Source organism: Micromonospora sp. NPDC047730, assembly GCF_043204765.1.
In the GTDB taxonomy this organism is placed as follows: Bacteria; Actinomycetota; Actinomycetes; order Mycobacteriales; family Micromonosporaceae; genus Micromonospora.
The window spans coordinates 173629-194887 of sequence record NZ_JBIDCU010000001.1; the positions used below are offsets into that span (position 1 = coordinate 173629).

Consider the following 21259-nt stretch of genomic DNA (forward strand, 5'->3'; position numbering starts at 1 on the left):
CTCTGCTGGTTGCTCCGTGGTTGCTTGACGTCGAGGAACTGATGCTTGGCAATCACCGCGATGCACTACCGGGAGAAGGGGTGGTGGTCCCGGCCGTCAGGTACGTGGGTGGTGCGCAAGGGGCGTCGATCAGGACGGCGTGCAGACGACTGCGGTGCATACAGCGCAGGCTATCGATGCGTGCGGCCCGTCGCCGTCGTCGCGGAGGGCTGCCGCGGGTGCGGGGGAAAGCCGAGCGTGGCTACCGCCTGCCGCGGCTCGCGTCGGTCGGCGGCGCGGGTCGGTCGGCGGCGCGGGTCGGTCCGGGTGGTCGGCGTCGCCCGCCCGGTCGAGAAGCTCCACGAGGTCGTCGGTCACGGTGGCGGATCACGCGGCGGCGTACGACAGGGGCCGTGCCGTGGCCGACGGACATAGCAGATCGACTCGCGCAGTGGGCGTTGTCCACAGGCGCCGAAGTTGTCCACAGGCTGGTGCCGTGGGGCGGCGTCCGGCGGCGGATCGGGGGCAGGGTCTCGGGTCAGCAACCCCGGAGCCCGACCGCTGGAGGCCGCGATGCCACCCCGTACCTCCGTCCCGCCGCACCGGCGACTGCCGCTGCTCGTCACCTCGGACGGCGACCTGCTCGACGACCTGCTCCGGCTCGCCGCGGCGGGCGGCGTCGAGGTGGAGCTCGCCGCCGACCCGGCGGCGGCCCGGACCCGCTGGCTGCCCGCCCCGCTCGTGCTGGTCGGCGCCGACCAGGCCCAGCCGTGCCTGCGGGCGCGGCTGCCGCAGCGGCCACGGATGGTGCTGGTCGGCCGGTCCGGGGAGCCCGATCCCGGCTTCCAGGTCGCCGAGCTGATCGGCGCCGAGCACGTGGCGGTCCTGCCGGCCGCCGAGCCGTGGCTGGTGGACCGGTTCGCCGAGTGCGGGCCGGAGTGCGCCGATCGGGGCGTAGCCCGGATCACCGCCGTGCTGGGCGGGCGTGGCGGCGCCGGGGCGAGCATCCTGGCCGGCGGGCTCGCGGTCACGGCCGCCCGTGCCCGGCTGCGCACCCTGCTCGTCGACGCCGACCCGCTCGGCGGCGGGCTCGACCTGGTGCTGGGTTGGGAGCAGTTGGAGGGGCTGCGCTGGCCGGCGCTGACCGACGCCGACGGCCGGGTGGATGCGCCGGCGCTCGTACGGGCCCTGCCGAGCCGGGGCGACCTGGTGGTGCTCTCCTGGGACCGGGGCGACCTGCTCGCCCTGCCCGCCCAGGCGATGGCGGCCACCGTCGACGCCGCCCGGCGGGGCCGGGACTTCGTGGTGGTGGACCTGCCCCGGCAACTGGACGACGCGGCCGTCACCGCACTCCAGGCGGCCGACCAGGTGTTCGTCGTCGTACCGGCCGAACTGCGGGCCACCGCGGCGGCCGCCCGGGTGGTGGCGGCCGCCGCACCGCACTGCGCCGCGATGTCGGTGATCGTGCGCGGTCCGGCACCGGGCCGGCTCGGGGCCGCCGAGGTGGCCCGCGCGCTCGGGCTGCCGCTCGCCGGCACGCTGCGGCCGGAGCCGGCGTTGGCCCGTGGGCTGGAGCGGGGCGAGGCACCGGCCGCCCACGGCCGGGGGCCGCTGGCGGCCCTCTGCCAGCGCATCGTCGCCGACCTGACCGGCACGTCCACGGCGGGTGCGGCATGACCGGACCGTCCGAGGGCGACACCCTCGCCTCCCGGGTGCGGCAGCGGATCGCGGCCACGGCGACCCCGGTCACCCCCGCCGCGATCGTGTCCGCCGTACGCGCGGAACCCACCGCCGCCGTGCTGGGCGACACCGCCCTGCTGCGGATGGCCGACCGGGTGCACGACGACCTGGTGGGCGCCGGTCCGCTCGCGCCGCTGCTGGCCGACCCGGAGGTCACCGACGTGCTGGTCAACGGCGTCCGGGTCTGGGTGGACCGGGGGCAGGGCCTGCACCAGGTCGCGGTGCCGATCGGCACGGTCGACGACGTTCGCCGGCTCGCCCAGCGGCTCACCGCCAGCGCCGGCCGGCGGCTCGACGACGGCTCGCCGTACGCGGACGCCCGACTCCCCGACGGCACCCGGCTGCACGCCGTGCTGCCGCCGGTGGCGACCGACGGTCCCTACCTGTCCCTGCGGACGTTCCGGCAGCGGCCGTTCACCCTCGACGAGCTGGTACGCCAGGGGACGGTGCCCCGGCCGATGGCGCCGGTGCTCTCCGCCGTGGTGGCGGCCCGGCTGGCGTACCTGGTGACCGGCGGCACCGGCTCGGGCAAGACGACTCTGCTGAACACGCTGCTCGGGCTGGTGCCGTCGACCGAGCGGATCGTGCTGGTGGAGGACGCGGCCGAGCTGCACCCCCGGCACCCGCACGTGGTCGGGTTGCAGGCCAGGACTGCCAACGTGGAGGGCTCCGGCGCGGTCGGGCTGACCGACCTGGTCCGGCAGGCACTGCGGATGCGGCCCGACCGGCTGGTGGTCGGCGAGTGCCGGGGCGGGGAGGTGGTCGACCTGCTCGCCGCCCTGAACACCGGTCACGACGGCGGTGCCGGCACCCTGCACGCCAACGCCCCTTCCGACGTGCCGGCCCGGCTGGAGGCGCTCGGGATGCTCGGTGGGCTGCCCCGCCCCGCGCTCCACGCCCAGGTGGCCGCCGCGCTCCAGGTACTGCTCCAGGTGCGCCGGGGCGAGCAGGGGCGGCTGCTGGAGTCGGTGTGCCTGCTCCTGCCCGAGGGCCCGGACCGCCTGGTCGCCGCGGTTCCCGCCTGGGTGCGCGGGCGCGGCCTCGGTCCCGCCGCCCGCGCGCTCGGAGCGCTGCTGCGGGAGCGCGGCGTGCCGGTGCCGCCGGTCCTCAGCGAGCCGTGGCCCGGATCGGCGGGCCCGAAGTGAGCGCCCCGTACGCGCTGGTGGCGCTGCTGTCGATCGCGTCGGCGGTCGTCGTGGCCAACCTGGTGGGCGGCCTTCGGAGCAGGCGGCGCGCCCTCGTGAGCGAGGCACAAGGGAACGCGTCGACCGGGGCGGACGATCCGCTCGTCGACTGGGTCACCGAGCTGCGTCGGGCGTCGGAGCCGGACCTCCGCCCCACCCCGCCGGACCGTCCCGCCGAGACGTTTCCCGGCCCGGCCGCTGCGGCGGTGCCGACCGGCCGGCAGCCGGGTGAGATGTCCGAGGTGGCCGCGCCGGCGCGCCTGCCGGCCGCCGCCCAGGCCGCCTCGGTCCGCCGGATGCCACCGAGCGGGCGCGGACCGGGCGGCGCGGCGCAGTGGCCGCCGCGGGACGTCGCGGACCGGACGTCCTGGCCGTGGCCCGCCGGTGGTCACCCCGGCCCGTCCCGACCGCCGGGACCCGTCCGACCACCCGTCCGGCGGGACGCGCGACGTCCCGTCGGCGCGCCGGCCCCGACCGCTGCACCCACCCGTCGACCCGACGTACGGGCGGCCCGTCCTGCCGGTGCGGGACGGCGAGACTGGTCGGGTGTGCTGACCACGTCACCGAGGCGCACCCTGCTGCTGGTGGGACTGGCCGGCGTCGCGGCCGGACTGCTGCTGGCCGGGCCGGTGGCGGCGGTGGCCGTCGGCGCCTACGGCACGCTGGCCGCCCGCGCGCTGCTCCGACGGCAGTCCGGCCAGCTGGCGGACCGGGCCCGGCGACGTCGGCTGGACGAACTCTGTGGGCTGGCCGCCGATCTGCGGGCCGGCCTGCCGGTGCCGGTCGCCGCCGAGCAACTCACCCTCGGACGGCCCGGAACCCCCGCCGGGATCGGTCGGGAGGGCGCGGCGCCGGGCGACGGGCGGGCCGCCAATGCCGGAGCGGACACGCTGCTCAAGCCGCTCCGGCGACCCGCCGGCGACGGCCCGGACCGGCTGGAGCGGCTGGCACGGGCGGCCGTACGCCTCGCCGACCGGACGGGCGCGCCGCTGGCCGAGCTGCTGGAGCGCATCGAGGCCGACGCCCGCTCCACCGACCGGGGACTGGCCGCAGCGGACGCCCAGGCGGCCGGGGCGCGCGCCACCGCGTTGCTGCTCGCCGCTCTGCCGCTCGGCGGCATCGGGCTCGGCTACGGCATCGGCGTCGACCCCGTGGCGGTGCTGCTGCACACCCCCGTCGGCGGTGCGTGCGCGGTCGCCGCCGTCGGTCTCCAGGTCGCGGGCCTGTTCTGGGCCGAGCGGCTCGGCGCGACACCGGGGCGGGCGAGCTGATGCTCCGGGCGGTGCTGGTCGCGGGCTGCCTGGCGGCGGTGGCGCTGCTCGCCGTCGCGTTCCTCGCCGGCCGGCGGCCGCTGCGCCGCCTGCACGCCCTGCGCGGGGCGCCGCCCGGCGTACGTCCGGCCGGCTCGGTTCACCGACCGGTGGTGCCCGGGACCGGTGACGAGGCGCCGGAGGGTGCGCGGTCCCGACGACGGCCGGATGCGATCCGGCTCTCCGCCGGGCTGGGTGGTCTGGCCGTGGCCGTCGTGGTCGGCGGCTGGCCCGGGTTGCTGACAGCCGTGCCTGCGGCGCTGCTGCTCGACCGGATGCTGCGCCGGATCGAGCCGTCGGCCGTACGCAGGCGGCGGCTGCGGGAGGCTGCCGACCTCCCGCTCGCCGCCGACCTTCTCGCCGCCGCGATGCGGGCGGGGGCGCCGGTGGACAGGTCCGTCCTGGCCGTGGCGGACGCGCTCGACGGGCCCCTCGCCGACCGGCTCGCCCGGGTGGGCCGGTTGCTGCGGCTCGGCGGCGGCCCCGAGGAGGCGTGGGAGCCGCTCGCGTCGGTGCCGGGCGCCGAGCGGCTGACGGCTGCCGTCCTGCGCTCCTCTAACAGCGGCGGGGCGCTGGCCGGCGCGCTGACCCGGCTCGCCGACGACCTGCGCGCCGACCGGTCCACGGCTGCCGAGGCGGCCGCCCGCCGCGCCGGCGTCCTCATCGTGCTGCCGCTGGGGCTCTGCTTCCTGCCGGCCTTCATTCTCGCCGGCCTGGTGCCGGTGATCGTCGCCGTTCTCGGCGACGTGCTCTGACCCACCCTCCAGAAAGGACGATCACGTGCGCAAACTTCTCGCCCGCTTGCGCGGGGACGCCGGGATGAACACAGCCGAGTACGCCGTCGGCACGCTCGCCGCCGTCGCCTTCGCCGGGATCCTGCTGAAGGTGCTGACCTCCGGCAACGTGCAGTCCGCGTTGACCGCCGTCATCGACCGGGCGCTCAAGTGAGCTGGCGCCGGTCGGCCGGCCGCGACCGGGGCTCCTTCACCGCCGAACTGGCGGCCGGCCTGCCGGCGCTCATGCTGCTCCTGCTCACCGGGCTGACCGCGGTGAACGCCGTCGGCACGAGGGCGGGCTGCCTGCACGCGGCCCGGGAGGCGGCGCTCGCCGCCTCCCGGGGCGAGGACGGGGCGTCCGCCGCCGGCCGGGCGGCCCCGGCGGGCGCCGAGGTCACGGTCACGGTCGAAGGCCAGCGGGTCACCGCCACCGTCCGAGGGCCCGTACGCGCACTCGGCACGCGGCTGCCCCGGATCACCGTGACCGCGACCGCGGTCGCGGCCGTGGAACCCGGCGTCCCGGCGGCCCGACCGTGACCGGCCCGTCAGTGCCTCGCCGCAGAGGAAACGGCGGGGAGCGTGGCGGAGCGACGGTCTGCCTGCTCGCGGTCGGGCTGGTGTTCGTCGTGGTCGGCCTGTTCGGGGCGGCCGTCGGGGCCGCCCAGACCGCCCGGCAGCAGGCCCGGGTCGCGGCGGACTTCGGCGCGCTCGCAGGTGCCGGGCAGGCCCTCCGTGGCGAAACGGCGGCGTGCGGTCGGGCAGCGGAGATCGCCGCCGCCAACGGCGGCTCACTGCTGGACTGCCGGCTCGACGGCCTCGACCTCCTGGTGACCGCGGAGGTGGCCGTCACCCCGCTGCCCGGCCTGGCGCGGGCCGCCACGGCGACCGCCCGCGCCGGACCGGTCCGGGCTGACCAGGAGGGGAGCTGACCAGGAGAGGGGTTGGTCAGACGCCAGGTCGCCCCGACCAGGTCAGCAAGGAGCCGGGCCGGGTAGCGGTAACGCCGCCTCGCCGCCGCCGTGATTCGGCACCTCGCGCCGCCGTGATTCGGCACCTCGCGCCGCCGTGATTCGGCACCTCAGGTCGCCGTGATCCGGCGCCTCACGTCGCCGTCGAGCGCCGCCAGGCGTACCCCGGCACCGGCGGGTCAGCGTGCCTGGAGGGCGTCGAGGGCGACGGCCATCGCGATCACGAGTCGGCGGTCGATCTGCGGGTGCTGCACCTGGACGACGTACCGGTCGCGCAGGCCCCACTGCTTGATCACCGAGAAGACGGGCTGGCCGTCGGCGACGAAGTCGAAGTGGTACGGCAGCCAGGACAGTGAGTCGACGAAGCGCCGCAGCAGCGCCACCGGCATGCTGCGTTCCTGGCCGGTGATCTGCGGCAGGCCGGCCTGCTCCACGTGCCACGTGGATCGGAGCAGCGACTGGGCGAAGTCCTTGCGGAACTGGCCGATCGGGTTGCCGGCGTGGTCGGTCACGTCGTACGTGGCGCCGATGTCGAGGCGCTGGCGGGCCTTGAAGCCGAGCAGCGGCTGCTGCTTCGAGTCGTCGGTGTAGATCGTCACCTGCTCCTTGAAGGCGAGCCGCTTCTGCTGGGCGAACGCCAGCATCCCGCCTTCGGAGCCGTCCGGTGCGACGGCGTGGACCTCGTACTGGTTGACCATCATCCGGATCCGCTGCCGGATGTGGAACTGCTGCTGGGACTGCAAGGTGTCGGGCTGCATGGAATCTCCTTCGAGGGGTGGGCCGGAGTGTCGCACAGGCTCAACCGTCCCGCCGGCCCTCTGGTAGCGAGCGGCCCCGTCGTCACCCGCGCCTCCGCCACCCCGAACCCCTCGCCGGAGCCCGCCGCCCGAACTCGTCGCCCGAACCCACCTCCCGAGCCGCCGCGAGATTGTGCCGCGAGATTGCGCCGCCGGAATCCGTCCCGCTTCGGACGGCAGCGCGCACGGCGGCTGGTCAGTCCCGGACGGCAGCGTCACCCGGAGCAGCGGCGCGAGGATCCGGGGTGCCGCCGGCATCCCCGGACCGGCGGGGCGCCGGTACGCCGTCGGGCAGGTTGGCGAGCACCACGTCCAGCACCTTCACCGCGTCCGGCTTCGAGAGCGGGTTGTTGCCGTTGCCGCACTTCGGGGACTGCACGCAGGACGGGCAGCCCGCCTCGCAGCCGCACTCCGCGATCGCGTCCCGGGTGGCCCGCAGCCAGGCCGCGGCCGTGCCGTACGCGCGCTCGGCGAATCCCGCCCCGCCGGGGTGCCCGTCGTAGACGAAGACGGTCGGCGCCTCGGTGTCCGGGTGCACGGCGGTGGAGAGCCCGCCGATGTCCCAGCGGTCGCAGGTGGCGGTGAGCGGCAGCAGCCCGATCGCGGCGTGCTCGGCGGCGTGCAGCGCGCCCGGCACGTCGGCCGGCTCCACGCCGGCGGCCACCAGGGACTGCGGCGACAGGGTGAACCAGACCGCCACGGTGCGCAGCTCCCGGGCCGGTAGGTCCAGCGGGCGGGTGTCGATGACCTCGCCGGAGGCGATCCGTCGTCGCTGGTACGACACCACCTGGCTGGTCACGTCGACCTCGCCGAGGAAGAGGCCGACGGGCCCGGCGTCCACGTACGAGCGGACCGACACCACCGACAGCGACGTGACGTCCCGGGCGTGGGTGGACCAGTCCGGCTCCTCGGGGTGCACCAGCGCGCACCCGTCGGCCAGGTCGAGCGAGTCGACCACGTACGAGACGCCCTGGTGCAGGTAGACCGCGCCGGGGTGGAGCAGGAAGTGCGACGAGCCGCCGTCGACGGTGCCGAGCAGCCGCCCGGTCGCCGCCTCCACCACGCAGACCGGCGCGCCGCCCTCGCCGCGCAGGTCCACCTCCGGCCGTTCCCGGTGCCGCCAGTACCAGCCGGTCGGCCGCTGTCGCAGCGCCCCCGCCGCCACGAGCTGGTCCACCGCCTCCTTGGCCCCGTCGCCGAAGAGTTCCAGGTCGGCCGGGGTCAGCGGCGCCTCGACCGCCGCGCAGGCGAGCTGCGGGGCCAGCACGTGCGGGTTGGCGGGGTCGAGCACGGTCGCCTCCACCGGCCGCCCGAACAGCGCCTCCGGATGGTGCACCAGATAGGTGTCGAGCGGGTCGTCCCGGGCGACCAGCACGGCGAGCGCCTCCTGCCCGGAGCGCCCGGCCCGGCCGGCCTGCTGCCACAGCGAGGCCCGCGTGCCCGGGTAACCGCAGATCAGCACCGCGTCGAGCCCGATCAGGTCGACGCCCAGCTCCAGCGCGTTGGTCGAGGCCAGCCCGAGCAGGTCGCCGTGCAGCAGCGCGCGTTCCAGCTCGCGTCGCTCCTCGCGCAGGTACCCGGCCCGGTAGGCGGCCACCCGGTCGCCGAGGCCGGGCACCGCCTCGTCGAGGGTGCGGCGGGTGTTCGCGGCGACCACCTCGGCGCCGCGCCGGGAGCGCACGAAGGCCAGTGTGCGTACCCCCTCGGCGACCGTGTCGGCGAGCAGGTCGGCCGTCTCCCGCAGCGCCGACCGGCGGACCTGGGTGAGGTCCGCCTGCTGGTCCGCGTGGGAGTCCGGCGGCAGCAGCGGCGGCTCCCAGAGCGCGAAGGTCACCCCGCCGCGCGGCGAGGTGTCCTCCGTGACGGCGGCGACGGGCAGCCCGGTGAGCCGCCCGGCTGCCGCCGCCGGGTCGCCGGAGGTCGCCGAGGCCAGCACGAAGACGGGCGCCTTGCGCGAGCCTGCGAGCGCGGGGGAGGTGGATCGGCCCGAAGCGCCGCTCAATCTCCGTAGCCGGCGCAGCACGTGCGCGACGTGCGAGCCGAAGACTCCCCGGTAGGTGTGGCACTCGTCGATCACCACGTACGCGAGCCGGCGCAGGAACCCGGACCACTGGGCGTGGCCGGGCAGGATGCCGTGGTGCAGCATGTCCGGGTTGGTCAGCACGAACCGCGAGTGCCGCCGGATCCACTCCCGCTCGGCGCGCGGGGTGTCGCCGTCGTAGCAGGCGGGGCGTACGCCCTCCAGCTCCAGCGCGGCGACGGAGCGCAACTGGTCGGCGGCGAGCGCCTTCGTCGGCGCCAGGTAGAGCACGGTGGCCCGGGGGTCGGCGAGCAGGGTGGCCAGCGCGGGGAGCTGGTAGGCCAGGGACTTGCCGGACGCGGTGCCGGTGGCGACCACCACGTGCTGGCCGTCGTACGCCAGGGTGGCGGCCTCGGCCTGATGCCGCCAGGGCGCGACCACGCCACGCCGGGCGAACGCCGCGCGCAACTCCTCCGGCGCCCAGCCCGGCCACGGGGCGGGCTCGCCGGCCCGGGCCGGGACCCGTTCGACGTGGGTGACCGGATCGACGCCGTTGCGGGCGCGCAGCCGGCCCAGCAGGTCAGCCGGCGATCGCCTGGGACCGGTGCCCGCGGATACGGTGGCTGCGGACGACGGCTTCAGGTCGTCGCGCGGCGTCGGGGGCGTCGAGCCGGAGCTGTCGGACGACGGCTTCAGGTCGTCGCGCGGCGTCGGGGGCGTCGAGCCGGAGCTGTCGGACGACGGCTTCAGGTCGTCGCGCGGCGTCAGACGCGCCGAGCTGAAGCTGTCGGAGGTCACGTCCTGCACTCTCGCACTGGCGTTCGGAGATGAAAAGCGGGGTATGGGGATGCCTTCGCCGGTGAGCAGAGCCGTATCCGGCGGGGATGGTTAGATGCCCAGGAGAGTTTACGGCTCTTGCGAGGGAGGACCGATGGAGCTGTCGCTGGCGACCCGCACCGTGGGCGAGCACACAGTGCTTGAGGTCGGCGGTGAGGTGGACGTCTACACCGCCCCCCGGCTGCGGGAACGGCTCCTCGAACTGATCGACGGCGGGGCCCGCCACGTCGTGGTCGACCTCGGCCGGGTGGACTTCCTCGACTCCACCGGCCTGGGCGTGCTGGTGGGCGCGCTCAAGCGGCTGCGCTCGGCCGGCGGTTCGTTCGCGCTGGTCTGCGACAAGGAGCCGCTGCTCAAGATCTTCCGGATCACCGCGCTCGACCAGGTCTTCCCGTTGCATCCCACGGTCGACGCGGCGATCGGCGCGGGCCCGGCCGGCGCTGGCGCGTGATGGCCACGGTCCGGCTCTCCTTCTCGCCGGCCCCGGTGCACGTGCGCACCGCGCGCCTGGTCGGTGTGGCGGTCGCCCGGCGCGCCGGGGTCCGCGAGGACCTGCTCGACGAGGTGCGCCTCGCCATCGGCGAGGCGTGCACACGTGCGGTCGCCCTGCACCGGCAGTACGGCGTGCCCGACCCGGTGCTCGTCGAGATGTCGGACAGCGGGGCGTACGCGGTGCGGGTCGTCGACCGCGCGCCGATCGAGGCCGGCCTCGGCCTGGCCGCGCTGGACGCCGACCAGCTCGCCAACGAGTCGCTGAACGAGGACGACCTCACCACCGGCGTCGGCTTCGCGCTGCTCGCCGGCTTCGTCGAGGACCTGCAGGTCCGCCCGGTCGACGAGGGCATCGGCACCGAGGTGCGGATGGTCTGGCCCGTGGGCCGCCGAAGCTGATCCGCCCGGCCCCGGCGAGGGGTCGAGCCGCACCTCCACCGCCCTCCGGCAGAGGGTGTCGCACGCCGTCAGGCCGCGTCCCGGGAAGGGACGCGGCCTCCTTGTCATGGACGGACTCCTATATCAGATTTTTCCTCATAACACAGCGACGAAGATCATCGAGACAGGGTGCCCCCTCGGTGTGACCTCCGACACTGCGGAGGGCTACAGTACGCGGGTTGTCAGCAAGTGATCGCATCCCGCAACCAGCGGGAACGGTGTCATCGCTGATCCGCCGGGGTGGGTTGGCGCGCGCTTGCGAATCCGCATCCAGGCGCCGGGTCGGTGCGTCTCCACCGGCCGGCGCGAGCGTTCGGTACAGGAGGACACAGATGTCCGACACCTTGGCCGCCGAGGGCGGCGGGATCTCCCTCACCGGAAACAACGTCACGTACGTCGTCATCGCCGCGGTGATCGCGCTGGTGGCGCTCGCCTTCGCCGCCGCACTGACGAAGGCCGTACTGGCTGCCGGCAAGGGCACCACCAACATGCAGGAGATCTCCGGCGCGGTCCAGGAGGGCGCCTCGGCCTACCTGCTCCGGCAGTTCCGCACCCTGGCGATCTTCGTGGTCATCGCCGTGGTGCTGCTCTTCCTGCTGCCGGTGCACGACACCGACGGCAGCGAGACGGCGGTGAAGATCGGGCGCTCCGCCTTCTTCGTCGTCGGCGCGCTGTTCAGCGCGTTCATCGGCGGTGCCGGCATGTGGCTGGCCACCCGGGCCAACCTGCGCGTCGCCGCCGCCGCCCGGGAACGGCAGGGCGGCCGCGAGGGCGCCATGAAGATCGCCTTCCGCACCGGCGGCGTCGTCGGCTTCCTCACCGTCGGGCTCGGCCTCTTCGGCGCCGCGCTGGTCGTGCTCTTCTTCCGGGGCGACGCGCCGACGGTGCTGGAGGGCTTCGGCTTCGGCGCGGCGCTGCTCGCCATGTTCATGCGGGTCGGTGGCGGCATCTTCACCAAGGCCGCCGACGTGGGCGCCGACCTGGTCGGCAAGGTCGAGCAGGGCATCCCCGAGGACGACCCGCGCAACGCCGCCACCATCGCCGACAACGTGGGCGACAACGTCGGCGACTGCGCCGGCATGGCCGCCGACCTCTTCGAGTCGTACGCCGTGACCCTGGTCGCCGCGCTGATCCTCGGTCGGGCCGCCTTCGGCGAGCAGGGCCTGGTCTTCCCGCTGATCATCTCCACCATCGGCGTGCTCATCGCGATCGTTGGCGTCTTCATCACCCGGCTGCGCGCCTCGGACCGCAGCGGCCTGACCGCGATCAACCGGGCCTTCTACATCTCCGCGCTGCTCTCCGCGGTGCTGGTCGCGGTCGCCACGTACGCGTACCTGCCGGCCACCTTCGCCGAACTGGAGGGCGGGCTCACCGACGTCGACGAGAACCCGCGGGTCGTCGCCATCGGCGCGGTCGTCATCGGCATCGTGCTGGCCGCCGCGATCCAGGCGCTGACCGGCTACTTCACCGAGACCGACCGGCGCCCGGTGCAGGACATCGGCAAGAGCTCCCAGACCGGCCCCGCCACCGTCATCCTCGCCGGCATCAGCGTCGGCCTGGAGTCGGCGGTCTACTCGGCGCTGCTGATCGGCGCCGGCGTGTTCGGCGCGTTCCTGCTCGGCGGCAGCTCCATCACGCTCTCGCTGTTCGCCGTGGCGCTGGCCGGCACCGGCCTGCTCACCACGGTCGGTGTGATCGTCGCGATGGACACGTTCGGCCCGATCTCCGACAACGCCCAGGGCGTGGCGGAGATGTCCGGCGACATCGACGAGCACGGCGCCCGGACGCTGACCGAGCTGGACGCGGTCGGCAACACCACCAAGGCGATCACCAAGGGCATCGCGATCGCCACGGCCGTGCTCGCCGCGACGGCGCTCTTCGGCTCCTACACCGACACGCTGCGCACCGCGTACTCCGACGCGGGGGTGGGCGACGTCGGCGCCGAGATCCTCAACTCGCTGAACGTGGCGAACCCGCGCAACCTGGTCGGCCTGATCATCGGCGCGGCGGTGGTCTTCCTCTTCTCCGGGCTGGCCATCAACGCGGTCTCCCGCTCGGCCGGCGCGGTCGTGATGGAGGTCCGCCGGCAGTTCCGCGAGCTGCCCGGGATCATGGACCGCACCCAGCGTCCCGAGTACGGCAAGGTCGTCGACATCTGCACGCGAGACGCGCAGCGGGAGCTGATGACTCCCGGCCTGCTCGCCATCCTCGCCCCGATCGCGGTCGGCTTCGGCCTCGGGCCGGGTGCGCTCGCGGCGTACCTGGCCGGGGCGATCGGGGCCGGCACGCTGATGGCGGTCTTCCTGGCCAACTCGGGCGGCGCCTGGGACAACGCGAAGAAGCTCGTCGAGGACGGCGCGTACGGCGGCAAGGGCTCCGAGTCGCACGCCGCGACCGTCATCGGCGACACCGTCGGCGACCCGTTCAAGGACACCGCCGGCCCGGCGATCAACCCGCTGATCAAGGTGATGAACCTGGTCTCGCTGCTGATCGCGCCGGCCGTGGTGGCCTGGAGCGTGGGCGACGAGAAGAACACCGCCCTGCGGGTCGGCATCGCCGTGGTGGCGACGCTGATCGTCGTCGCGGCGGTGGTGTTCAGCAAGCGCAAGGGCGTGGCGATGTCGGACTCCGGTGCCGGCACCGGCACGGGCAGCCCGGACCAGCGACCGGAGACGGTCAACGCCTGATCCGTCCGGCGTCCGGTCCCCGGTCGGCCCGCGTGGCCGGCCGGGGACCGTCCGTGCCGCCGCGGTAAACCTGACCGGTGCCCCGGCTCGACACAGGCCGTACGCTGCTTCGCATGCGCACGTGCCGGGCGGCAACCGCCGGAAAGCTCACGGTGGTCCTGGCCACGCTCGTCCTCGTGGCCGCCGGCTGCGGTGGCGGCCCCAGCCCGCAGGCGTGGGCGGCGTCGGTCTGCTCGGCGCTCACCCCGTGGCGGGCCGAGATTAGCAAGCTGACCAGCAGCACCGACCAGCAGATGACCGCCCAGACCACCCCGGCGCAGGCGAAGGAGAACCTGGTGCGGCTCTTCGGTGGCGCGGAGCAGGCCAGCGAGACCGCCCGGCGCAAGGTCGAGCAGGCCGGCATCCCGGAGGCCGAGCACGGTGCGGAGGTCTCCGCCGGCTTCCGCGCGTCCCTGGAGAAGATGCGCGACGCGTACGGCCGGGCCCGCGACACCATCGACGGGCTGAGCACCGGCCAGCCCGCCGCCTTCTACGACGGCGTCCGGGCCGCCGTGGACACCCTGAACAAGGAGTACGACGCCAGCGCGCTCGACACCAGCCGACTCAACTCTGAGGAGTTGAAACGGGCCTTCGACGAGGTGCCGGAGTGTCGCTGAGCGGGACCGGTGAGTCGGACGGCCTGACGCCGCCCGCGCTGTTCCCGGCGCCCGAGCCGGACCGGGTGGCGCCGACGTCCCGCCGGGCCGCCGCCCCGCCCCCGCCGGGCGACGTCGACGACTCCGCCCGGCAACTGCCGTTCTTCGCCGCCGAGGCGGCGGACCCGTCCCTCGCCGACCTCGCCGGGCTGCTGGCCGGTCCGGGCGAGGTGGTCCGGATGGGCGGGACGGCCCGCCTCTCGGTGGTGGTGGACGCCGCCTGGCGCGTGCACGTGCTCGTCGCCGAGCTGGCGCTGCGCGGGGTGGCGGCCACCTGGGAGGCGACCGCCGACGGGCGGCACGCGGTGCGCACCTCGTACGCCCGCACCCTGAAGCCGCTCGCGGTGGCCTGGCTGCGGGGCTCCGGCAAGCGTCCGCCCGCCGGGTTCCACCTCAACGGCCGGCGGCTGCGGCTCTGGCTCGCCGCGGCGGGGGTGGCCGAGCCGCCCGGCTACCTGCTCCGGCTCGGCGTGGCCGACGAGGAGTGCTGGGAGCCGGTCGGCGGGGCGCTCGCCGCGGTCGGCCTGTCCGGGGCCCTCCTGGGGCCGGCCGACGGCGGCCCGGCGTACCGGATCACCGGCCGCCGCCGGCTCGCCCGCCTGGCCGAACTGGTCGGGGACCCGCCGCCCGCCGCCCCGCCGACGGCCTGGCCCGGCCACTCCTGACCCGTCCCCGGCTGCCCCTGACCCGGCCCACCCCCGCCCCGCCGGTGTCCGATCCGGGACAGCCGGACGCGGAAATTCGCAGGAAAACGGCCGGGTGGCGCCTCGACCGACGGTCCGCCATCGTCACAGTGTCCCGCCTCCCGGCACACGCACGGTGTACGGTGGCGCCGTCCGGCACCGCCAGCGCCGCCGGAGAGAAGGTGCCGCCCCGCCGGGGGCGGTTTGCCGCCCGCGAAACCCGAAACGCGGGCGGCGCGTTACGTTGGACGTCCGGGCCGCCGGGGGTCGGCGGGTCGGAAGCGGGCCCGAACCGGGCACCGCGCGGCTGCGAGCAGGAGTGAGGTCGGGGAGAAACGTGCCGAGCAACGCTGGAACCACCCGTCTGGTCATCGTCGAGTCACCGGCGAAGGCCAAGACGATCTCGGGCTACCTCGGCCCGGGATACGTCGTGGAGGCCAGCTTCGGCCACGTCCGGGACCTTCCACGCAACGCCGCCGACGTGCCGGCGAAGTACAAGGGCGAGCCGTGGGCGCGGCTCGGGGTGGACGTCGACAACGGCTTCCACGCCCTCTACGTGGTCTCCGCCGACCGCAAGCAGCAGATCAGCAAGCTGGTGAAGCTGGCCAAGGAGGTCGACGAGATCTTCCTGGCGACGGACGAGGACCGCGAGGGCGAGGCGATCGCCTGGCACCTGGTGGAGACCCTCAAGCCCAAGGTGCCGGTCAAGCGGATGGTCTTCCACGAGATCACCAAGCCGGCGATCCAGGCGGCGGTGGCCAACCCCCGCGAGATCGACCGGGACCTGGTCGACGCCCAGGAGGCCCGGCGCATCCTCGACCGGCTCTACGGCTACGAGGTCTCCCCGGTGCTGTGGAAGAAGGTCATGCCGAAGCTCTCGGCGGGCCGGGTGCAGTCCGTGGCGACCCGGATCGTGGTGGAGCGGGAACGGCAGCGGATGGCCTTCCGCACGGCGGAATACTGGGACATCCTGGCCACCCTCGCCGTGGCGAACGCCGGCGAGGGGCCGCGCAACTTCAACGCCACCCTGGTCGCGCTGAACGGCGACCGCATCGCCACCGGCAAGGACTTCGAGCCGACCACGGGTCGCGTGAAGCCCGGCGCCGGGGTGGTGCACCTGGACGAGGGCGGGGCCCGGGGGCTCGCGGCCCGCCTGGAGGGCCGGCCGTTCACCGTCACCCGCGTCGAGGAGAAGCCCTACCGGCGTCGCCCGTACGCGCCGTTCATCACCTCCACCCTCCAGCAGGAGGCGGCCCGCAAGCTGCGGTTCTCGTCGCAGCAGACGATGCGCACCGCGCAGCGCCTCTACGAGAACGGCTACATCACCTACATGCGTACCGACTCGGTGAACCTGTCGGAGACCGCCATCGCGGCGGCCCGCCGGCAGATCGTCGAGCTGTACGGCGAGCGCAGCGTGCCGCCGGAGCCGCGCCGCTACACCGGCAAGGTGAAGAACGCGCAGGAGGCGCACGAGGCGATCCGCCCGGCGGGGGACAACTTCCGCACCCCGGGCGACGTGGCCAAGGAGTTGTCGGCCGAGGAGTTCAAGCTCTACGAGTTGATCTGGCGGCGCACCATCGCCTCGCAGATGACCGACGCCGTCGGCTCCAGCGTCTCGGTGCGCATCCGCGCCGTCTCCTCGGCGCAGGAGGAGGCCGACTTCGGCGCCACCGGCAAGACCATCACGGACCCGGGCTTCCTGCGCGCGTACGTCGAGTCGAGCGACGACGAGAACGCCGAGGCCGAGGACGCCGAGCGCCGGCTGCCCACCCTCGTCAAGGATCAGCCGCTCACCGCCGACGAGCTGGCCGCGCAGGGCCACCACACCCAGCCACCGTCGCGCTACACGGAGGCGTCGCTGGTCAAGGCCCTCGAAGAGCTGGGCATCGGCCGTCCCTCGACGTACGCGTCGATCATGCAGACCATCCAGGACCGCGGGTACGTCTTCAAGCGCGGCCAGGCGATGATCCCGTCGTTCCTGGCGTTCGCCGTGATCGGCCTGCTGGAGCGGCACTACCCGCGCCTGGTCGACTACGACTTCACGGCCAGCATGGAGAACGAGCTGGACGAGATCGCCGGCGGCGACCACGCGGCGGTCGACTTCCTCACCGCGTTCTACTTCGGCAGCGCCAACGGCGCCGGCGACCGGGACATCGCCCGCTCCGGCGGCCTGAAGAAGCTGGTCACCGAGAACCTCAGCGAGATCGACGCGCGCAGCGTCAACTCGATCCCGCTGTTCACCGACGACGACGGCCGCGAGGTCGTCGTCCGGGTCGGCCGCTACGGCCCGTACCTCCAGCGGGCGGTGCCGGGCGAGCAGCCGGCGCCCGCCGCGGAGGGCGAGGAGGGCGGCGGCCAGGGCGACCGGGCGCCGATCCCCGAGGGGCTGGCGCCGGACGAGCTGACCCCGGAGAAGGTGCACGAGCTGTTCCTCGGGGGCGGGGGCGAGCGGAAGCTCGGCGACGACCCGGCCACCGGCGAGCCGATCCTGCTCAAGTCGGGTCGCTTCGGCCCGTACGTGGCCAGCGGCGAGCGCAAGTCGTCGCTGCTGCGCTCGCAGTCGCCGGACTCGCTCACCCTCGACGAGGCGCTGAAGCTGCTCAGCCTGCCCCGGCTGGTCGGCGTGGCCCCGGACGGCGTCGAGGTCTTCGCGAACAACGGCCGCTACGGCCCGTACGTCAAGCGCGGCGACGAGTTCCGCTCGCTGGACTCCGAGGACAGGATGTTCAGCGTCACGCTGGACGAGGCGCTGGCCCTGCTGGCCGCCCCGAAGACCCGCCAGCGCCGCGCCGCCGCGCCGCCCCTGCGGGAGATGGGCGTCGACCCGCTGACCGAGAAGCCGCTGGTCATCAAGGACGGCCGGTTCGGCCCGTACGTCACGGACGGGGAGACCAACGCGTCGCTGCGCCGGGGCCAGACCCCGGAGGCGCTGAGCATCGAGGAGGCCTCCGAGATGCTCGCCGAGAAGCGCGCGAAGGGCCCGGCGCCGAAGAAGAAGGCCGCCGCGAAGAAGGCGCCCGCCAAGAAGGCCGCGGCGACGAAGGCGACGGCGACGAAGAAGACGGCCGCGGCGACCAAGTCCACGGCCGCCAAGAGCACGACGACGGCCAAGGCCACTCCGGCGAAGAAGGCCCCGGCCAAGAAGGCGGCCCCCCGGAAGGCCACCACCACCGCCGACTGACCTGCCCCGTCGGGCCACTGACGGTAAGGATCTTGGAAAGCGGCGGCCCCGCCAGGGGCCGCCGCTTTCCAAGATCTTGACGTTGTCCACAGGGGCAGCTGACACCGGTGCCGGACAGGCATGGTGGGGGCGTGAGTTCAAGAGCCTCGCTCGCGGCGTTGACCCGGCCGGTGCCGGGGAACGACGCCGACGACCTGACCTGCTTGCTCTTCCGGCAGGACGAGGTAGTCAGCCTCGACCAGGCGCTACGACACCTGTCCCGAAAGGCGCTCAGGCACCGGGCGGTGGCGACAGGTTCACCGCGCTGTCTTCGTCGCCCACAACGGGCCGATCGGCCCCGCACAGCTCCGGTGGATCGCAGTACTGGCCGCCGGGCCGGGCGCGCTGCTCGGGGGGCTGACCGCCGCCCAGGCGGGAGGGCTGCACGGCTTTCCCGGCCGGCCCATCCATCTCCTGCTACCGGCCGCCCGACGGCGGGACCCTCCGCAGGGTGTAACGGTGCACCGGACGACCCATCTGCCTGAGCGGGACGTGCTTGCGGTCGGGCAGCCGCGTCGGACCATGCCGGCCCGTTCGATCGTGGACGCGGCGCAGTGGGCGGGCACCGACGCGGAGGCCCGGGCGATTGTCGCGGCAGGCTTCCAGCAACGGATCGTGCGCGGCGAGGACCTGCGCGAGGTCCTCGACCGGATGCCCCGACTGCGTCGCCGGAAGCTGATCCTGGGCGTCGCCACCGACGCGGCCGGCGGTGCGCATTCCCTGGCCGAGCTGGACTTCCTCGGCCTGGTGCGCCGTGCAGGGCTGCCCGAACCGATCCGGCAGATGATCCGGCGTGACGCCAGCGGGCGACGCCGCTACCTCGACGCGTACTTCGAGGAGTGGAGGGTCCACGTCGAGATCGACGGTGGTCAGCATCTCGACCCGCGTGCCGCCTGGGCTGACATGCGTCGACAGAACGACCTTTGGGTCGAGGGAGACCGCGTCCTCCGCTTCCCGTCCTGGGCCCTTCGTGCCCACCCCGCCGAGGTCATCGCCCAACTCCGCGCAGCACTCCGCAGGGCGGGCTGGCCGGGATGAAGAACGCCCCTTGAGATCTTGGAAGTCGTCGGCCCCTGGAGGGGCCATCGCCTTCCAAGATCCTCCCCGCAGCCGCTCAACTCAGCTCAGCTCAGCCGAGGATTCGGGTGAGGTGTGGGTTGGTGAAGAGGCGGTCGGGGTCCAGGCGGTCGCGTACTGCCAGGAAGTCCGGGAAGCGGGGGTACGCGGGGGCCAGCGAGCCGGCGTCCCGCCAGTGCAGCTTGCCCCAGTGCGGGCGACCGCCCAACCCCTCCGCGACCTGCTCGAACGCGCGGAAGTACGGCTCGTACGGCATGCCGACGTACTGGTGGATCGCCACGTACGCCGACTCGCGCCCGTACCCGTGGGAGAGCCAGATGTCGTCGGCGGCGGTGAACCGCACCTCCACGGGGAAGAGCACCTTGAAGGGCAGGCCGTCCACGATCCGCCGGAGCGCGCCGAGCGCCTCGCCGAGCGCCTCGCGCGGCAGCCCGTACTCCATCTCCACGAAGCGGACCCGGCGCGGGGTGCAGAACACCCTGTCGGAGCGGCCCGTGTAGTGGCGTTCGGTGAGCGCCCGCGCGGAGACCGCGCTGATCTTCGGCGCGAGCGCCGGCACGGCGCGGCCGAGCCGGCAGGCGCCCTCGAAGACGGTGTTGGAGAGGAAGTCGTCGTCCAGCCACCCGCGCCACCGGGGCAGCGGCCGGTCGTCGACGGGCACCCGGTCGTTGGTCTTGACCTGCACCCGGTCGGTGTACGGGAACCAGTAGAACTCCGCGTGGTCGTGCCCCTCGACCAGCGTCGGCAGGTCGGCCAGCACGGCGTCCAGCGGCGCCGGCCGCTCGTGCGCGTGCAGCACGAAGGCGTCCACGCAGCGCAGGGTGACCTCGACCAGCACGCCGAGGGCGCCCAGGGAGACGCGGGCGGCGGCGAAGACGTCGGGGTTCTCGTCGGCGGAGCAGCGCAGCACCTCGCCGGTGCCGGTGACGAGGGTGAGCGCCTCGACGAACGTCGACAGGCAGCCGTACGCGGCACCGGTGCCGTGGGTGCCGGTGGAGATCGCTCCGGCGATGGTCTGCGCGTCGATGTCGCCAAGGTTGGGCAGCGCGAGACCGTGCGCGGCGAGCAGGTCGTTGAGCGCGCACAGGGTGATCCCGGCCGGTACGGTGACCAGTCGACGGTCGACGTCGACGCGTACGCCGGTGTCCAGTGCGGTCAGTTCCATCCGCCGTCCGTCGGCGACCGCGACGCCGGTGAAGGAGTGGCCGCTGCCGACCACCCGGATCCGGTCTCCGGCCGTCGCGGCGGCGCGGATGGCATCGGTGACGTCGGAGAGAGAGGTGGGGCGCAGGATGGCGGTGGCGGTGGCGCGCTGGTTGCCGGCCCAGTTGGACCAGGCGGCGGTGGACGCTGCGGTGCCGGCCATGCACACTCCTCGACATGAATGTGAACTGACTTCATATCAGGAACGTTGTCGCAGGTAAATACCGCAATCGAGTCTTGCTCGTTGTACCGGTAGTCACGAACTCGTGACGTGCAGATATGTTCATCCGTCGAAGGGGGGTGGCGCCGAGTGTCCACACCAGCCGCCACAGCCGGGCCGCTGCGCCGCGTACCGGTGCAGGGTCGAAGTGTCGCTCGGGTCCAGCGGATGCTGGACGCCTGCGCCGAACTCGTCGACGAGGTGGGGTACGAGGGGCTCACCACGACCCTGCTCGCCGAGCGTGCCGAGGTGGCGATCGGGTCGGTGTACCAGTTCTTCCCGGACAAGCGGGCGATCGTGCAGGCGCTCACCCTGCGCACGATGGAGTCCTACCTCCAGCGGCTCGACGAGCGTTTCGCCTCCGACGACCTGACCCACTGGTGGGACGGGGTCGACGCGGGGATCGACGAGTACATCACGATGCACCGCACCGTCCCGGGATTCCGTACCCTGCACTTCGGCGACGTGGTCGACCTGCACCTGCTCGATGAGCAGCGGGACAACAACGGGGTGATCGCGGACCAGTTGGCCCGCGTGCTCGGCGAGCGCTTCGGCCTGACCGACGTCCCCGACCTCCGGTTCCACCTGGAGGTCGCCGTGGAGACGGCCGACGCGCTGATCAAGCTGGCGTTCCGTCGGCAGCCGGAGGGTGACGAGCGGGTGCTGGCCGAGGCGAAGGCGCTGATCCGGGATTACCTGCACCGGCAGGTCGACGCCCCGGCCGACGCCGGTCAGCCCGGCTGACCCGGATCGCCGGCCGGGTTGACCCGGATCGCCGGCCCGGGTGCGTGGGTGGCGGTTCCGGACGCGAAGGCCCGGGGTGCGCCGGGCGCGAAGCGGGGCGCGGGACGACACGGTGCGTAGGACGTACCCGGGGGTGCGCCGGGCGACAGGTGCGGAAAGACGGAACGGCCGGGGTGCGCCGGCCGGTGG

Annotated in this window: 18 protein-coding genes; 15 read left to right on the plus strand and 3 right to left on the minus strand. The window is 74.2% G+C overall.

Features of this window, described 5'->3' with window-relative positions; all coding sequences use genetic code 11:
• Window positions 1–552: 552 nt before the first annotated feature.
• The 7 genes from ssd (at window position 553) to ACGF5G_RS00785 (ending at window position 5918) form a co-directional block, all read left to right on the plus strand.
• Entirely contained in the window at window positions 553–1656 is a 1104-nt protein-coding gene (ssd, locus tag ACGF5G_RS00755) for a septum site-determining protein Ssd (RefSeq protein WP_393257548.1), read from the plus strand.
• On the plus strand, window positions 1653–2864 hold the full coding sequence (locus ACGF5G_RS00760) for a TadA family conjugal transfer-associated ATPase (RefSeq protein ID WP_393257550.1): 1212 nt from the start codon (window positions 1653–1655) through the stop codon (window positions 2862–2864). Before ssd ends, ACGF5G_RS00760 begins: the two co-directional genes overlap by 4 nt.
• Entirely contained in the window at window positions 2861–4174 is a 1314-nt protein-coding gene (locus tag ACGF5G_RS00765) for a hypothetical protein (protein WP_393257552.1), read from the plus strand. Before ACGF5G_RS00760 ends, ACGF5G_RS00765 begins: the two co-directional genes overlap by 4 nt.
• Window positions 4174–4968, plus strand: coding sequence for a type II secretion system F family protein (locus ACGF5G_RS00770; RefSeq protein ID WP_393257554.1), 795 nt, complete (start codon window positions 4174–4176; stop codon window positions 4966–4968). Before ACGF5G_RS00765 ends, ACGF5G_RS00770 begins: the two co-directional genes overlap by 1 nt.
• A 64-nt stretch (window positions 4969–5032) precedes the next feature.
• Window positions 5033–5161: a DUF4244 domain-containing protein gene (locus ACGF5G_RS00775; protein ID WP_208418639.1), complete on the plus strand. Its 129-nt coding sequence runs from the start codon at window positions 5033–5035 to the stop codon at window positions 5159–5161.
• Window positions 5158–5526 (plus strand): TadE family type IV pilus minor pilin, encoded by a 369-nt coding sequence (locus ACGF5G_RS00780; protein WP_393257556.1) that lies wholly within the window; start codon window positions 5158–5160, stop codon window positions 5524–5526. The genes ACGF5G_RS00775 and ACGF5G_RS00780 overlap by 4 nt, the downstream gene beginning before the upstream one ends.
• Complete coding sequence (locus ACGF5G_RS00785; RefSeq protein ID WP_393257559.1) at window positions 5523–5918, plus strand: Rv3654c family TadE-like protein; 396 nt, start codon at window positions 5523–5525, stop codon at window positions 5916–5918. The genes ACGF5G_RS00780 and ACGF5G_RS00785 overlap by 4 nt, the downstream gene beginning before the upstream one ends.
• Before the next feature lie 218 nt (window positions 5919–6136).
• Here the strand turns inward: ACGF5G_RS00785 and ACGF5G_RS00790 are convergent, their stop codons facing one another.
• Window positions 6137–6715: a hypothetical protein gene (locus tag ACGF5G_RS00790; protein ID WP_393257561.1), complete on the minus strand. Its 579-nt coding sequence runs from the start codon at window positions 6713–6715 to the stop codon at window positions 6137–6139.
• A 235-nt stretch (window positions 6716–6950) separates the two neighbouring features.
• Window positions 6951–9470, minus strand: a complete 2520-nt coding sequence (locus ACGF5G_RS00795) for a DEAD/DEAH box helicase (RefSeq protein ID WP_393259165.1) — start codon at window positions 9468–9470, stop codon at window positions 6951–6953.
• A 235-nt stretch (window positions 9471–9705) separates the two neighbouring features.
• Here ACGF5G_RS00795 and ACGF5G_RS00800 point away from each other — a divergent pair, with 235 nt between their 5' ends.
• From ACGF5G_RS00800 to ACGF5G_RS00830, 7 genes are all read left to right on the plus strand, one after another.
• On the plus strand, window positions 9706–10062 hold the full coding sequence (locus tag ACGF5G_RS00800; protein WP_091099109.1) for an STAS domain-containing protein: 357 nt from the start codon (window positions 9706–9708) through the stop codon (window positions 10060–10062).
• Window positions 10062–10502, plus strand: a complete 441-nt coding sequence (locus tag ACGF5G_RS00805) for an ATP-binding protein (protein WP_393257563.1) — start codon at window positions 10062–10064, stop codon at window positions 10500–10502. The genes ACGF5G_RS00800 and ACGF5G_RS00805 overlap by 1 nt, the downstream gene beginning before the upstream one ends.
• Window positions 10503–10873: 371 nt before the next feature.
• Window positions 10874–13228, plus strand: a complete 2355-nt coding sequence (locus ACGF5G_RS00810; protein WP_393257566.1) for a sodium-translocating pyrophosphatase — start codon at window positions 10874–10876, stop codon at window positions 13226–13228.
• Window positions 13229–13341: 113 nt separating this feature from the next.
• Window positions 13342–13884: a hypothetical protein gene (locus ACGF5G_RS00815; RefSeq protein WP_393257568.1), complete on the plus strand. Its 543-nt coding sequence runs from the start codon at window positions 13342–13344 to the stop codon at window positions 13882–13884.
• On the plus strand, window positions 13881–14588 hold the full coding sequence (locus ACGF5G_RS00820; protein ID WP_393259166.1) for a hypothetical protein: 708 nt from the start codon (window positions 13881–13883) through the stop codon (window positions 14586–14588). Before ACGF5G_RS00815 ends, ACGF5G_RS00820 begins: the two co-directional genes overlap by 4 nt.
• 355 nt (window positions 14589–14943) lie before the next feature.
• On the plus strand, window positions 14944–17787 hold the full coding sequence (gene topA / locus ACGF5G_RS00825) for a type I DNA topoisomerase (RefSeq protein WP_393257570.1): 2844 nt from the start codon (window positions 14944–14946) through the stop codon (window positions 17785–17787).
• Between the two features lie 561 nt (window positions 17788–18348).
• Window positions 18349–18864 (plus strand): endonuclease domain-containing protein, encoded by a 516-nt coding sequence (locus ACGF5G_RS00830; RefSeq protein ID WP_393257573.1) that lies wholly within the window; start codon window positions 18349–18351, stop codon window positions 18862–18864.
• A 91-nt stretch (window positions 18865–18955) separates the two neighbouring features.
• On the opposite strand, the gene ACGF5G_RS00835 is transcribed toward ACGF5G_RS00830, so the two are convergent.
• Window positions 18956–20269, minus strand: a complete 1314-nt coding sequence (locus tag ACGF5G_RS00835; protein ID WP_393257575.1) for a D-arabinono-1,4-lactone oxidase — start codon at window positions 20267–20269, stop codon at window positions 18956–18958.
• Between the two features lie 225 nt (window positions 20270–20494).
• Between ACGF5G_RS00835 and ACGF5G_RS00840 the strand changes: the two genes are divergently transcribed.
• A complete protein-coding gene (locus tag ACGF5G_RS00840) occupies window positions 20495–21070 on the plus strand; it encodes a TetR family transcriptional regulator (protein WP_393259168.1) in 576 nt (191 codons plus the stop codon).
• Window positions 21071–21259: the final 189 nt, after the last annotated feature.

What these genes read in the sequence shown, in the direction of transcription:
- ssd (WP_393257548.1), top strand. Translation starts at nt 553, where the DNA reads ATGCCACCCCGTACCTCCGTCCCGCCGCACCGGCGACTGCCGCTGCTC.
- ACGF5G_RS00835 (WP_393257575.1), bottom strand. Translation starts at nt 20,269, where the DNA reads ATGGCCGGCACCGCAGCGTCCACCGCCGCCTGGTCCAACTGGGCCGGC.
- ACGF5G_RS00790 (WP_393257561.1), bottom strand. Translation starts at nt 6,715, where the DNA reads ATGCAGCCCGACACCTTGCAGTCCCAGCAGCAGTTCCACATCCGGCAG.
- ACGF5G_RS00830 (WP_393257573.1), top strand. Translation starts at nt 18,349, where the DNA reads ATGCCGGCCCGTTCGATCGTGGACGCGGCGCAGTGGGCGGGCACCGAC.
- ACGF5G_RS00810 (WP_393257566.1), top strand. Translation starts at nt 10,874, where the DNA reads ATGTCCGACACCTTGGCCGCCGAGGGCGGCGGGATCTCCCTCACCGGA.
- ACGF5G_RS00775 (WP_208418639.1), top strand. Translation starts at nt 5,033, where the DNA reads ATGAACACAGCCGAGTACGCCGTCGGCACGCTCGCCGCCGTCGCCTTC.
- ACGF5G_RS00770 (WP_393257554.1), top strand. Translation starts at nt 4,174, where the DNA reads ATGCTCCGGGCGGTGCTGGTCGCGGGCTGCCTGGCGGCGGTGGCGCTG.
- ACGF5G_RS00815 (WP_393257568.1), top strand. Translation starts at nt 13,342, where the DNA reads ATGCGCACGTGCCGGGCGGCAACCGCCGGAAAGCTCACGGTGGTCCTG.
- ACGF5G_RS00805 (WP_393257563.1), top strand. Translation starts at nt 10,062, where the DNA reads ATGGCCACGGTCCGGCTCTCCTTCTCGCCGGCCCCGGTGCACGTGCGC.
- ACGF5G_RS00800 (WP_091099109.1), top strand. Translation starts at nt 9,706, where the DNA reads ATGGAGCTGTCGCTGGCGACCCGCACCGTGGGCGAGCACACAGTGCTT.
- ACGF5G_RS00760 (WP_393257550.1), top strand. Translation starts at nt 1,653, where the DNA reads ATGACCGGACCGTCCGAGGGCGACACCCTCGCCTCCCGGGTGCGGCAG.
- ACGF5G_RS00840 (WP_393259168.1), top strand. Translation starts at nt 20,495, where the DNA reads ATGCTGGACGCCTGCGCCGAACTCGTCGACGAGGTGGGGTACGAGGGG.